A 12,802-nucleotide genomic window follows, 5' to 3' on the forward strand; every position below is an offset into this window, starting at 1 on the left:
GCCTGCTTTTTTCATTATACCTCTTCTCATTATCTACAGCTCTAAAAAGTTAATAATTGATTTAAAGTCTATTTGATATGTAAAAAATCCAAATTTAGGCTGTGAAATTTTAGAGATATGACAGTAGCACTTTTACCTCTTGGACATATTCTAAGTATAAAAAAGAAACAGCCCTTTGCTTCTTTTTTAAGAAAGAGGTTTAAAAATGAGTAACAAATATAAAGTCAGAAAAAACGTATTACATCTTACAGACACCGAAAAAAGAGATTTTATTCGTGCCGTGCTAATACTAAAGGAAAAAGGAATATATGACCGCTATGTAGCCTGGCATGGTGCAGCAGGTAAATTTCATACGCCTCCTGGCAGCGATCGAAATGCAGCACATATGAGTTCTGCTTTTTTGCCGTGGCATCGTGAATACCTTTTGCGATTCGAACGTGACCTTCAGTCGATCAATCCAGAAGTAACCCTTCCTTATTGGGAGTGGGAAACGGATGCACAGCTGCAGAATCCATCACAATCAAAAATTTGGAGCGCAGATTTTATGGGCGGAAACGGAAACCCTAAAAAAGATTTTATCGTCGATACCGGTCCCTTTGCAGCTGGGCGCTGGACGACAATCGATGAACAAGGAAATCCTTCTGGAGGGTTAAAACGTAATTTCGGGGCAACGAAAGAGGCGCCTACACTCCCTACTCGAGATGATGTTCTGGATGCTTTAAAAATAACTCAGTATGATACGCCGCCTTGGGATATGACCAGCCAAAACAGCTTTCGTAATCAGCTTGAAGGATTTATTAACGGGCCACAGCTTCACAATCGTGTACACCGTTGGGTTGGCGGACAGATGGGCGTTGTCCCTACTGCTCCGAATGATCCTGTCTTCTTTTTACACCACGCAAATGTGGATCGTATTTGGGCTGTATGGCAAATGGTTCACCGCAATCAAAACTATCTGCCGTTGAAAAACGGGCCATTTGGTCAAAACTTTAGAGATCCGATGTATCCTTGGAATACAACCCCTGAAGACGTTATGAACCATCGAAAGCTTGGGTACGTATACGATATAGAATTAAGAAAATCAAAACGTTCCTCATAACCAGTTCTAGAAACAGCGTTATACAATTTAGAACAGGTAACCCCCTTCCCTTCTGACATAACTTATAAGGCCACAAGCATTGTAAAACTAACTGCTACATTTCCATTCACCATAAAATATAGTTAATCAACCATAATTGGGCTGTGAATAAGCTTCATATGAGGACCTTCGAACATATGAATAAGTTATCAAAGCTTTATAAAAGTTTTATAAATGAAGGGAAGATATTAAAATGCACAATAACGTAAACGCACCTTTTAGTTCTAATGAAAATATGCCGTTCTCACCTGCTATGGCTCACCACGCCTATACTGCTCCTGCTTATGACCATATGATTCCACACTGCGGATATACAATGCCGGACTATGGATATATGGTTCCTGAATGTGGATATGGCGTTCCTCATCATGGATGTAATGGTTTTGCCATTATCATCGTACTGTTTATTTTACTCATTATTATTGGTGCATGTGGTTGCGGTTTCTGGCAAGATGAGTGTTAACCTAAAAAACTCCAGTATAAATACTGGAGTTTTTTCATGTCTCAATAGCCACAAATCTTATAGTGTTTCATCCAAATCTAGCGGTCTCAGCTTCGCTTCAATTTCTTTGCGCTTCGGCTCTAAAAATGGGGGCAGCGCTAGTGTTTGACCCATCGTTTCAAGCGGTTCATCGGTCGCAAATCCAGGTGTGTCCGTTGATAATTCAAATAAAATGCCGTTTGGTTCTCTGAAATAAAGTGCTTTGAAATAGTATCGTTCTACTTTACCGGAATTCGGCAGACTGTTTTCATTTAGTCGAGTTGCCCACTTATTGTATTCTTCTTCATTTGGAACACGGAAGGCAACGTGATGAACGCCACCGCGCCCTAAGCGAACTTTCGGCAAATCGGGTCTCGTTTCAATATGAACTTCGGCTCCGCTTCCGCCTTCACCCGTTGCATAAACCAAAATATCCTTTTGATTTTCTGCAAAAGATGGATAAGAACCCACATAGCGAAATCCCATAATGTTTGTCAGAACATCGACTGTTGGTTCTGCCGTGCCCACCGTTAGCGTGACCGGTCCTAAGCCGATAATGGCATGTTCTAACGGAATGTCTTCGCGCTTCCACGGCACGCCTGCTCTTACCCCCTTTTCACCGTTGTCCGCAACAAGAAGCAAACGTGTACCTTCATAATCTTTAAATGCTAATGTATCACGATTAGCTCGTTTAGCTATTTCTTCATATTCCACTCCGTGCTGCTCGAAGCGTTCTTTCCAAAAGTGTAGAGAATCCGTACTTTTAACGCGAAGCGACACAGTCGAAATATCAGATGCACCTTCATGCGTTCTTGCAAGCCCTGGAATATCAAAAAACGTTACTTCCGTTCCTGGGGTCCCTTCTCCATCTGCATAAAATAAGTGGTAAGACTGAGTGTTATCTTGATTCACCGTTTTTTTTACTAATCGCATGCCTAAAACTTTAGTGAAAAACTGATAGTTTTTCTCAGCTTTCCCTGTCAAAATAGATACGTGATGCAACCCTAACAATTCCATCTGCTCCGCCTCTTTTCATAATGTATAAATTTTTTAACTTCCTTTAAAATTATCTTTAATTTAATTATCTTTAATTAAAGATAATTTTAAAGGATATACAGCCTGTTTGTCAATAACAAGAAAATGTTGTGAACATAAAAAAGAAACTAAACACATAGTTAGTTTCTCTTTATCTTCCCTTTAACAAACTGCTGATCTTTTCCAACAGCGGTTACTTCTTAAGCACGCGCTGCACATTTTGCTTCATCAGCTCCGCAATTTTTGTTTCATTTTCACGAGACGTCTGCTCTAATTTTTCTATGACTAACTGCTGTCTCTCTGCTGAATGATTTTGACTTATCTTTTGCTTGCCTTCCATTTTAATAATATCGATCTTAAATCCAACGATTCCTTTGCTTAAACCATTCATATAAGCAGGGTCAACGTCATTTAGTGTATATGTACTGCTCGGGCTTTCATACTTCGCTACCATCTTGCTCAGCAGTCCAAGCAGCTCTTTAGGTTCTTCAATCATTTTCATCGTGCCATACACGTGAACAGCTTCGTAATTCCATGTCGGCACAGCTTGATTCGTTTCATACCAAGACGGTGAAATATAGCAGTGAGGCCCTTGAAACACAATCAAAATTTCTTGATTTTCAGCATCTTTCCACTGCTGATTCGGACGAGCGAAATGCCCGTATAAAGCTTTTTCTTTCGGATCTAACATCAGAGGCAAATGAGTAGCATAAGGCTTTTCATTATGATATGAAAACAAAGTGGCAAATCCATTGTCTTCAATAAAATCATACATGATTTGTTCATCATTTACTTTAAAATACTTTGGAATATACATCGGCGCTTCTCCTTTATCTTTTATGTAGTAAAGAATATAATAATACAGGCGTTTGCAACAGCGTCAGTTATAAACTTTTTATGGAGGTCAGCAAACATTTAATCGTTTATGAATCGATTTTTTAAGAAGCTTATGCTACACTGCTGTGATGTAAACCGCTGATTTTTAATATGTATTTATTTAGCACATGATGCAATTAGATAGTTGTTGGTTAAGCAAAGCGTTGGGGATCAAAAAAAGAAGAGCCCGTTTAAAACAGCTCCTTTTTCTCGCTTATCTATACAATTGAGGATTTTTTTCTCGTTTGATAGGTCCGCCTTTGGCTATATGCCACACAATGACGCAATCCGTCAAGCGATCGTATACGTCGTCTTCTAAATACGGATCTTCTGCTGAAGTAAGCAAGGTGTGAACATCGGCTTTTATTTCGGCTAGCATAGCTGCGCTGAATACGTCCGGGTCATTTAATACGTCTAGTATATATAGCACCAGCATCTCAAACCCGCTGTCCCAATTGGCATTTCCGTTTCCTTGAGCTTCACAGCGAAGCTTTTCAATGGCTCGGAGGACCTCTCCTTCTACAATATCCGACTGCCCATTTCTCGGGACATAGTTTACCCATAGTTCTTTTGCTTCGTCAAAATATTTCATTCTCTACTCCTTTCTTCAGAAATCTATTCCTTATTGTTTCTTTGATTCATCGTCGTTCCAAAAACAACCCCTAATGAGGTCCCAATCGCAATACCAAACCCCATATTATCCTTCAACATTCCAAGAGAAGCCCCCATCACAACGCCCAGACCTAATCCCATTCCTAGATAATTTGCCTTTTTCTTTTCTTCAGACAAACAGCCACTCCTTTTTCTACTATTTTATTGATACCTTTTATACGTAAAAACCTCGCTAAAAGTTTCATAAAAATGGAAAAAACAGTCGCTGTAACTGCTTTTTAAATGATGAGCTGATAAACGGCCTCTCCGAGCAGCAAAATCGACGTAAACATGCAGATTACACCGAATACATACATTGTTTTGCGTGCAGAAAAATACAAACAACTCAACAGGGAAAGGTATCCAAACCTTAAGAAAAGGGCATTTTAAAAGTAACGAAATTTTGCTTACTTAAAAAGGATGGATTACATTGACACCAAACCAACAGGAATATCTAAAAAAAATACATAGCATACAAGAAAATCTAGCCAAAACGTGGGCTGAATACTGGCAGCAATACTCCACTCCAGGCTCTTGGCAGTTTTGGGTGACCTTGAGTGCTTTTATTTTGCCTTTAGTCATTCTCTTCTTTTTAATTGATCGAAAAAAAGCCTTTCATTTAGGGTTTTATGGATTTAACGTGCACGTTTGGTTTCACTATAGTGATACAGCCGGAGTTTATAACGGGCTGTGGACGTATCCTTACCAAATCAACACAATCATACCCGTAAGCTTTAGCCTAGATGCTTCGCTTATTCCTGTCTCTTTTATGCTGCTTTACCAATGGACAATTAACCATCATAAAAATTACTATTTATACGCAACGATTCTTTGCTTATTTTTTGCTTTTATTTTCAAACCGTTATTAACAGGGATTGGCTTTTTCCAGCTGCATGAATGGGCTACTTACGGTCATTTATTTGTATTTTATCTTGGTGTGATAGTGCTATCAAAATGGATTACCAATCTTTTTCTTTATTTTGAAAAACAGAATTGAATATGTTGCGTGCATGTAAAAAAACGTAAGCTTCTTTAAAAAGACCTTACGTTTTTTGTAGTGGCTTTATTTGCTCGCTGTCTGCTTCCTCAAAAGATAACACGCTTTTTTCATCTCATAGTATCTCTTTTGCAGACAGCCCATTTTGATTGTGTGAATTTAGAACATGCTGCATCTAGCAATAATAAAACTTTTGTTAGGAAAGAAAATCTCGCTTTTCCTAAGCTTTACTTAAATTAGCGTTGTATAAGTCCATTAAACTGCTTAAATCATCTAACAGCGGGCAGTGGCCTACACCTTTCATAATTTTTAACGTTGCATTTTCCCCTATGCCTTTCGCGATGTCAGATGCATCTCTTGTTGAAACCATCTTATCTTCATCTCCTTGAATAACCATAGTAGGAATCGTGATTTTTTCCACCTCTCCTGTCCCTTGAACAACACCATTAAAGTCGTTTGAAATATTAAATCTCATGAGTGCGTAATTGATATCAATTAAGTTGCGCTGCTTGATCGTTCCTTCTAAATACTTTTCAAATTGATCAGCAGACGGCTTATTTTTTGTATATAAAAATTGACGCAGCATCATTTTTAAAAACCATGTGTTTTTTGTTTCTTTCGCGTTTTCTACCATTCTAAATGCTTCTTTTACTTCTTCTTTGGTTTGTATAAAGTTGTTAGGAATAGGCAGTTCTAGGAACGTTCTTCTTGGAATGGGATAGCCTTTGATGTTGACGGAGCTTAATAGAATTAAATTCTTGGCATCATTCGGATGATCAATCACATATTGCATAGCAACTGCTCCTCCTAATGACCACCCGCTTATTGTAAAAGCAGACAACTTTAAAGCATCCGCAAACAGTTTGACATCATCTGATAAGTCTTTGATTGTGTGGATAGGTGTATGGTAAGTGGAGTCTCCAAACCCTCTTAGGTCGATGGCATAAGCTGTGATATGTTCTGGAAGTTCGTTCATTAACACATCCCAGTTAAGGGAAGAATTCATGTTTCCGTGAATTAACAAAAGCACCTCTTTTCCGCCTTTTTTCATTCGGTAATTTACTGTTTCTCCATTTGATAATTCTACTTTTGCTTGTCCTAAAGCACATACGGTCATCGCTATTTTCCTCTTTTCTTATATAATTAGAACGATCGCTAGCATTTATTTTTCAATACCCTATTTATCAAGATTTAAGCAGTTAGAAAGAAGTTGTGCAAAAGCCAAAACAATTCTATGTCATTCTATTTGCTAAAAAAGACAGCCAAATACGCGATTTGGCTGCCTTTTTATAATGAAGAAATATACGAATGAGCAAAAAGGCCATTACTTTTTCGGGGCGTCTAATGCTTGATAGGCAAGCTGATATTTCCCGCCTTCAGCCACTTCTGCATGGTATAAAGCTTTAAGAGCAAAGTTTTTTTCTAGACTGTGCTCTTTCATCAAACCGTTCAGCTTACCTTGCAGTTCCTGATTGTCTTTAATGAGCTGCTTCATCTGTGATTTTAAATATTTCATGGTGTTTTCCGCTCCTTTCACTTGATAAACCTTCATCAAGTATATCACTTAAGGATAGGATAATGGTAAAACAAGTTACGATTGAGCGATTAAATTTGTACCGCTCTATTCTTTAAGCGCGCTACAAGCGGAACAACGATGATACCGGCTATCACAACTTGCATCACATTTCCTGGTACAGAGCCAAGCGGAACGATCCAGTTACCATAAAGAATCACTTCAGCAAAATAGTAGCCGACGACTTTTACAATCAGCGCAGCAACAACTGCCAGTGTGTTGACAAGTGCTCTTTTACCAGGTGCTTTTTCAGAGATAAGACCTGCTAAAAAGCCCATGGCCCCTACAATAATAAACGTAAACGGCGCCCATGCTGTCCAGCCGGAGATCAGATCGAATAACCCCATTCCAAAAGCGCCGGCGATGGCTCCTGTTTTTTTACCGTAAATAAAGGCCGCTATAAAAAGAGGAACGTTGCCTAAATGGATGAGGCCTCCGTTACCCATGATTGGAAGCTTTATGTTGATAAACATTGTCGCTACAAACGTCAGTGCGATAAAAAGCGCATGCATGGATAAAGCTTTGATTTTGGTTGATTCTCTTGGTGAGTATGTTGAATTCATCTGTTGACCTCTTTCTTTTTTTACTACTATCATACTCCTAATTGGACACTTAATAAATATGTAAAACTATTTATTTAGTAAGGTATATCATTCTAGCAGCACACAAGAATCCTCCAAATTCAAAAATTGCCCTATCCCTTCTTTAAAAAATAAAGCTGACTCTGCTTCTTTTAGCAGACTGCGGCGCCTAATTTTTGTTATGGCAAAGTGTCTGTTCGGACATAATATGAGCAAATCGTTCTTTTTCAAGAGTTGACGAAGGCTGATAAATATGAGAAGTTATATGTTTGTAGAAATGAATGGAATAACTTAGAATTCCAGCGGAACCTGTTACTATAATTGTACTGATATTGACCAAGTCCGTTCAGATTGTGGCAGTCATAATTTTTACATACAGCAAGCAAGTTATAGGAGGAGCAAGAATGGATAATAACGATATTTTAATTAGATTACGATATGCCTTGGATTTAAAAAATACAGAAATGGTAGAGATCTTTAATCTTGGCGGAGAAGATGTAACCAAAGAAGACGTATTAAAAATCCTTACGAGAACACCGGATGAAGAAGACGAGGATGCAGTTCATGAGGACGATCATATACCGTGCACGAACAGTATGTTAGATTCTTTTTTAAACGGTTTTATTACCTTTAAAAGAGGACAACAAGATCCTAAACCAGGGCAAGCACCTCCAGCGCCGGTTCAGAGCAATCAAAATATGTATAATGTCTTATTAAAGAAAGTGAAAATCGCTTTATCCCTAACAAGCGAAGAGATGTTAGAAGTATTTGACGACGGTGGAATACGTGTATCTAAAGCAGAATTAGGTGCTTTATTACGAAAAAAAGGCCATAAAAATTACAAACCGTGCAAAGAGAATTTTGCTCGAAAATTCCTAAGAGGCTTAACCGTACAATATAGAGGATAACATGATACACACTTTTTCAAATCAGAGTATCCATTATGAAATACGATATAAAAACCGAAGTTCTTTTGCAATCAAAGTAGACGGATACGGAACGGTCGAAGTCCTTGCTCCTAAAGGAACCTCTACTGAACAAGTACGTATGTTATTAGAGAACAACTGGGCATTGATTCAGCAAAAAATAAATGAAATGAAAGATAGAACGCATGGACCCAAGAAAAAAGTCTATGAACACGGAGAAAGCTTTTTATATGTAGGAAAAAACTATCCGATACAGATTCATCACGATTCGACCATTACAAAGGATTCTGTAGTGTTTGAAGCGAACACGCTTCAGATTTATGTCAATCAGCACGACGATGAAGCGATAAAACAAGCGCTCAAACGTTTTTACTATCAACAATGTAAAGCGCTCGTAACCAAAAGTATCTCCTCCTATCAAAAACATTTTAAAACAAAGCCGCGATCCATCTCGATTTCCGATAGTAAAAAAGCGTGGGGCACGTGTGATTCTAAGCGTCAGCTAACCTTCAACTGGCGGCTGGCAATGGCACCGCAGCACGTCATTGATTACGTAGTCGTTCATGAAATGTGCCACATGGTTCACATGAATCATGATCGTTCCTTTTGGCGTCTTGTCGGGAAAATTATGCCCGATTATCGTGAACAAGAGCACTGGCTGGAAATGTCGAGCTGGGAAATGACGGTGTAGTACCGCTAAATAAAAAAGAGCAGACGCCCAGGGGCATACTGCTCTTTTTTTTAGCTTTAACTATAGCGATATTTTCGTAAATCTTTTAAAATCGAAATTTCTTTTAACAATTCCTCTCCAACGTTTGTTTCTAAAACCATTTTTCTTTCTAGTTCTTTATCAACTAATCGCTTTACGGATAAGACGTCCGTTCCTTCTAATAAAATCTCTTCTTTTGAATTAAAGTGTTTGTGAGCGACTAGCTGCATGCCGTAAGAATTATATAATAATGTATATCCAGCGATACCTGTTGTGGATTGATACGCTTTTGAAAAACCGCCGTCAATAACAATCATCTTTCCATTTGCTTTGACCGGGTTTTCTCCTTCGATTTCTTTGACAGGCGTATGACCATTAATAATATGACCGTGATCAGGATTCAAATTAAATTCTGCGAGAATGTTTTGGCAGACTTCCTCATTTTCCCGTAAATAGTAGTATGGATTTTTCTTCTCTTTATGCGTTGCTTTATCACTGATAAAATATCGTTCAAACGTCGTCATGGCACGTTTCCCAAAGAGTGATGAATATTCTCCTGTCCATAGGTACCAGACCATGTCTGTTGCCAAATCATCCGTTTCTTCAGGATGTGCAAAAGCCTCTTGTAAATAATGTTCAAACACATCAAGCAAGTTACGGCCTGCATACGTTTTATCTTCTATCGTCATTTTTTCCATGTTTCCTTCTTCATCTAAAGGAATGCAGCCGTGTATTAATAAGTTTCCGTTATATTTCAAATAAAGGCTGCCTTTTTTCATAAGAAACTTCATATGTCTCGCCAGCTTTTCCGAATGCTGCACGGAAAGCAGCAGTCTTTCCATTACCTGCTCTTCTTCTTCTAATAGCTTATCAGGCTGCGCCGGATCCACCGTTGCAAAGCAGCTGTTTTCTAGCGGATACGTGTTTCCGTATATCGTAATTTCATTTTTATCATAATCAATTTTTTCAAGCAGCAGCCTTTCTGACATATTAAAGAAAGGACGTCTTTTTATAATCGGACTTTCAAGCTTGAACTGAATCATCGCAATGGCCTGATGAATTTTCGTAATTTGTAGTCGCTCGTGATCGGATAGTTTGTCACTCGAGCTTACTTTTGGTCTAAAAGCAGGATTATCATCATAATATTTCTCCGCCAAGTTAAGCAGCGGTCTCAGGTTAATGCCATATACGTCTTCAATAATATCTAGATTGTCGTATCTCGCGCAGATCCGAATAATATTGGCAAGACACACTTTCGAGCCCGCAAAAGCGCCTAGCCATAGCACATCGTGGTTTCCCCACTGAATATCAACGGAGTGATAGTTAATCAGCGTATCCATAATTTTATCCGGTTCAGGTCCACGATCATAAATATCCCCTACTACGTGCAGATGGTCCACAACCAACCTTTGCGTCGTATAAGCTAGCCCTATAATAAGCTTATCGGCTTGCCCTAAAGAAATAATCTGCTGAACAATCTTTGTATAGTACTGTTCTTTATTTGTAAATTCATCCGTTTTATATAGCAGCTCTTCAATAATGTACACAAATTGATCCGGCAACGCTTTACGCAGTTTAGAGCGCGTGTATTTAGAAGAAGCGTACGAGATGAGATTAAGCATACGATCGATGATTTCTTTATACCATTCATATAGTTCTCGTTTGTTTCGAAACTGCGCTTTAATCAACGGTAATTTTTCTTCAGGATAATACACTAATGTCGCAAATTCATTGATTTCTTTGTCAGATAATACATTTTTAAAAAGGTCTTTGATTTTCTCTTTTACATTTCCTGAACCATTTCGCAGCACGTGCTGAAAAGCTTGATACTCGCCGTGTAAATCACTGACAAAATGTTCAGTCCCCTTTGGCAGATGAAGAATAGCTTCAAGGTTAATAATTTCGGTTACCACTTTTTCTTCCGTATCATACTTTTGTGCAAGTAAATCTAGATATTTTGTGTTCAAAACTATGTATCCCCTTTCAACGTTCACCATTTAGTACAATCACTCATCAAGCTTGTGATTATGATGTTAAATACCTTTTATTTAACTCTTCTCTTTTCTCTCCACGCCTCACCCCTTTATTTTAACCTATTTTACGTATGGGTAAAATGGTATAAAGTCTATTTGTCTATAAAGATTAACCGGTCTTGCCCGCTTGAAGAGGAGAGCTAGCCCATAGTATAAAAAAACCTGCTGATCTTAGTCAGCAGGTTCGATACATATGAAAGAAGCGCACATAATTAAGAAAGTTTACTCCGACCTCTACACAATAACAGAGTTTTTCTTCCCTCGCTGTGAGAAAACGCACAGCGCCAAGTCCTTGGTGGTGGTACGATAAAGATGACCTTTCTGAGACAGGAAAAGTCATCCTTTGTATGATATAAGAATCATCATTCTGTTGAATCTCTGTTCTTCTACGTTCAGAGATTTTTTCTGTTGGCTTTGTTAAATACAGCACGAGAGGAAAGTGAATACAAATACATATGGTACACGTAGGCTATCTGAGTCTGCTGTTTGACGGCGGAAGAAGTTGTATGTGGCTTTTTTCAGTAACAAGTGCTTCTATTATAATATGGAACGCTGTTGTCAAATTTCCAAAGAAGAAATACAAAGGAAAAATCATTACGTGAATGTCTTCAGGTACCCTATCTACTTTAACTCTGACCGTCTCATTTTTTGAGCATATCCGATTTTAAAACCCTCCGCTCAGCAAGTGGATTTTACGATAAGAAAAAGCAGCGGATGTAAAATATCACGCTGCTTTTTCTTATCTCTACACGCCTAAGTAAAAAAGGATATGGTAGAGTGTTCTTACGATGTATTGATGATGTTAGTGAATATTATTCTTTCGGAAATTACCGCCTTTAACTTCGGCTACGTCATATACCGTAACAAAAGCCGTCGGGTCAATTTCATTGATAATTTCTTTCATTTTGCTTTCTTCCAAGCGGTTGATTACACATGTGATTTCCTTGAATTTCTCATGAGAGTATCCGCCGTAAGCTTCTTTATATGTAGCGCTTCGACCTAAACGATCACGTATTGTCTCTACCATTAACGCAGGCTGAGAAGTGATAATCTGGAAGGTTTTCGATCCGCTTAGACCTACTTCTACGATGTGAATAACTTTGGATGCAATAAAGTATGCAATTGCAGAAAGAATCGCGCCTTGCAGACCAAATACTAATGAAACAAAAATAAAGACAAACGCATTTAAGAACAAAATAAGATCACTTGTTCCAAACGGCAATTTTCGAGAAAGCAGTACAGCTAGCATATCGATGCCATCTAGCGCGCCGCCATTACGCAGTGCGATTCCCATTCCAAAACCAAGGATAATACCGCCGACAACGGTTACGAGTAGTGTATCTCCTTCAATAATCGCTGGAGTGTGATGCATGAGGCTTGTACCGACAGCTAGTGAGACGATTCCGAGGATGGAAAATATAGCAAAACTTTTCCCGATTTGTTGATACCCTAACCATACAAAAGGAATGTTAATAACGGCAATTAGAACACCTAGTGGTAATCCAAATAGGTTTGACGCAACGATACTAATGCCTGTTACCCCTCCATCTGAGACGTGGTTTGGAATTAAGACAGTTTCTAAGCCGTAAGCTGCAATAATCCCTCCGATAATGACCATTAGTGCTCGGAAAGCAATTTTTAGCCGCTTAGGCCTGTGGTGTTTTTTAGTTGTGTTCATATAATTCCTCGCTTTTAAATGTTTTTTACTATTTAAGTGTACCACAAACATTCTCTTTATTTGAACTGAGGAGGCTTACGTATCGTTTTTTAGCTCACATAGTGCAAAATAGACAAAGGAGAAC

Annotated in this window: 14 protein-coding genes; 5 read left to right on the forward strand and 9 right to left on the reverse strand. The window is 38.5% G+C overall.

All coding sequences use genetic code 11. The features are described 5' to 3' along the window. Positions 1 to 205 precede the first annotated feature (205 nt). Positions 206 to 1,099, forward strand: coding sequence for a tyrosinase family protein (locus tag WKH56_RS23175; protein ID WP_063247439.1), 894 nt, complete (start codon positions 206 to 208; stop codon positions 1,097 to 1,099). Positions 1,100 to 1,331: 232 nt separating this feature from the next. Further along, a complete protein-coding gene (locus WKH56_RS23180; RefSeq protein WP_048019524.1) occupies positions 1,332 to 1,601 on the forward strand; it encodes a YjcZ family sporulation protein in 270 nt (89 codons plus the stop codon). A gap of 57 nt (positions 1,602 to 1,658) precedes the next feature. Here WKH56_RS23180 and WKH56_RS23185 read toward each other — a convergent pair whose 3' ends face one another. From WKH56_RS23185 to WKH56_RS23200, 4 genes are all read right to left on the reverse strand, one after another. After that, a complete protein-coding gene (locus WKH56_RS23185) occupies positions 1,659 to 2,636 on the reverse strand; it encodes a ring-cleaving dioxygenase (RefSeq protein WP_048019523.1) in 978 nt (325 codons plus the stop codon). 211 nt (positions 2,637 to 2,847) lie between these two features. Continuing rightward, positions 2,848 to 3,471, reverse strand: a complete 624-nt coding sequence (locus WKH56_RS23190) for an FMN-binding negative transcriptional regulator (RefSeq protein ID WP_048019522.1) — start codon at positions 3,469 to 3,471, stop codon at positions 2,848 to 2,850. Between the two features lie 273 nt (positions 3,472 to 3,744). Next, on the reverse strand, positions 3,745 to 4,122 hold the full coding sequence (locus WKH56_RS23195; protein WP_048019521.1) for a hypothetical protein: 378 nt from the start codon (positions 4,120 to 4,122) through the stop codon (positions 3,745 to 3,747). Between the two features lie 23 nt (positions 4,123 to 4,145). Then, positions 4,146 to 4,319: a glycine zipper domain-containing protein gene (locus tag WKH56_RS23200; protein WP_168761048.1), complete on the reverse strand. Its 174-nt coding sequence runs from the start codon at positions 4,317 to 4,319 to the stop codon at positions 4,146 to 4,148. 292 nt (positions 4,320 to 4,611) lie between these two features. Here WKH56_RS23200 and WKH56_RS23205 point away from each other — a divergent pair, with 292 nt between their 5' ends. Then, the gene (locus tag WKH56_RS23205; RefSeq protein ID WP_255901863.1) at positions 4,612 to 5,178 is read left to right on the forward strand and encodes a CBO0543 family protein; all 567 of its coding nucleotides are present in this window, start codon (positions 4,612 to 4,614) and stop codon (positions 5,176 to 5,178) included. Between the two features lie 220 nt (positions 5,179 to 5,398). Here WKH56_RS23205 and phaZ read toward each other — a convergent pair whose 3' ends face one another. The 3 genes from phaZ to WKH56_RS23220 all read right to left on the reverse strand — a co-directional run bounded on the left by phaZ (position 5,399) and on the right by WKH56_RS23220 (position 7,314). Beyond that, positions 5,399 to 6,295, reverse strand: a complete 897-nt coding sequence (gene phaZ / locus WKH56_RS23210) for an intracellular short-chain-length polyhydroxyalkanoate depolymerase (RefSeq protein WP_048019519.1) — start codon at positions 6,293 to 6,295, stop codon at positions 5,399 to 5,401. Positions 6,296 to 6,502: 207 nt separating this feature from the next. After that, entirely contained in the window at positions 6,503 to 6,694 is a 192-nt protein-coding gene (locus tag WKH56_RS23215; RefSeq protein ID WP_013058089.1) for a hypothetical protein, read from the reverse strand. Between the two features lie 89 nt (positions 6,695 to 6,783). Further along, on the reverse strand, positions 6,784 to 7,314 hold the full coding sequence (locus WKH56_RS23220) for an ECF transporter S component (RefSeq protein ID WP_048019649.1): 531 nt from the start codon (positions 7,312 to 7,314) through the stop codon (positions 6,784 to 6,786). Positions 7,315 to 7,736: 422 nt separating this feature from the next. Between WKH56_RS23220 and WKH56_RS23225 the strand changes: the two genes are divergently transcribed. Beyond that, positions 7,737 to 8,240 (forward strand): YehS family protein, encoded by a 504-nt coding sequence (locus WKH56_RS23225; RefSeq protein ID WP_048019518.1) that lies wholly within the window; start codon positions 7,737 to 7,739, stop codon positions 8,238 to 8,240. Position 8,241: 1 nt separating this feature from the next. After that, positions 8,242 to 8,949, forward strand: a complete 708-nt coding sequence (locus WKH56_RS23230) for a M48 family metallopeptidase (protein ID WP_033580234.1) — start codon at positions 8,242 to 8,244, stop codon at positions 8,947 to 8,949. Between the two features lie 56 nt (positions 8,950 to 9,005). Here the strand turns inward: WKH56_RS23230 and fbp are convergent, their stop codons facing one another. Further along, positions 9,006 to 10,934 (reverse strand): fructose-1,6-bisphosphatase, encoded by a 1,929-nt coding sequence (gene fbp, locus WKH56_RS23235; RefSeq protein WP_048019516.1) that lies wholly within the window; start codon positions 10,932 to 10,934, stop codon positions 9,006 to 9,008. Positions 10,935 to 11,802: 868 nt separating this feature from the next. Then, positions 11,803 to 12,678: a YitT family protein gene (locus WKH56_RS23240; protein WP_013058095.1), complete on the reverse strand. Its 876-nt coding sequence runs from the start codon at positions 12,676 to 12,678 to the stop codon at positions 11,803 to 11,805. Between the last annotated feature and the right edge of the window lie 124 nt (positions 12,679 to 12,802).

Source organism: Priestia sp. SB1 (assembly GCF_038898415.1).

What these genes read in the sequence shown, in the direction of transcription:
- WKH56_RS23175 (WP_063247439.1), top strand. Translation starts at nt 206, where the DNA reads ATGAGTAACAAATATAAAGTCAGAAAAAACGTATTACATCTTACAGAC.
- WKH56_RS23180 (WP_048019524.1), top strand. Translation starts at nt 1,332, where the DNA reads ATGCACAATAACGTAAACGCACCTTTTAGTTCTAATGAAAATATGCCG.
- WKH56_RS23185 (WP_048019523.1), bottom strand. Translation starts at nt 2,636, where the DNA reads ATGGAATTGTTAGGGTTGCATCACGTATCTATTTTGACAGGGAAAGCT.
- WKH56_RS23190 (WP_048019522.1), bottom strand. Translation starts at nt 3,471, where the DNA reads ATGTATATTCCAAAGTATTTTAAAGTAAATGATGAACAAATCATGTAT.
- WKH56_RS23195 (WP_048019521.1), bottom strand. Translation starts at nt 4,122, where the DNA reads ATGAAATATTTTGACGAAGCAAAAGAACTATGGGTAAACTATGTCCCG.
- phaZ (WP_048019519.1), bottom strand. Translation starts at nt 6,295, where the DNA reads ATGACCGTATGTGCTTTAGGACAAGCAAAAGTAGAATTATCAAATGGA.
- WKH56_RS23215 (WP_013058089.1), bottom strand. Translation starts at nt 6,694, where the DNA reads ATGAAATATTTAAAATCACAGATGAAGCAGCTCATTAAAGACAATCAG.
- WKH56_RS23220 (WP_048019649.1), bottom strand. Translation starts at nt 7,314, where the DNA reads ATGAATTCAACATACTCACCAAGAGAATCAACCAAAATCAAAGCTTTA.
- WKH56_RS23225 (WP_048019518.1), top strand. Translation starts at nt 7,737, where the DNA reads ATGGATAATAACGATATTTTAATTAGATTACGATATGCCTTGGATTTA.
- WKH56_RS23230 (WP_033580234.1), top strand. Translation starts at nt 8,242, where the DNA reads ATGATACACACTTTTTCAAATCAGAGTATCCATTATGAAATACGATAT.
- WKH56_RS23240 (WP_013058095.1), bottom strand. Translation starts at nt 12,678, where the DNA reads ATGAACACAACTAAAAAACACCACAGGCCTAAGCGGCTAAAAATTGCT.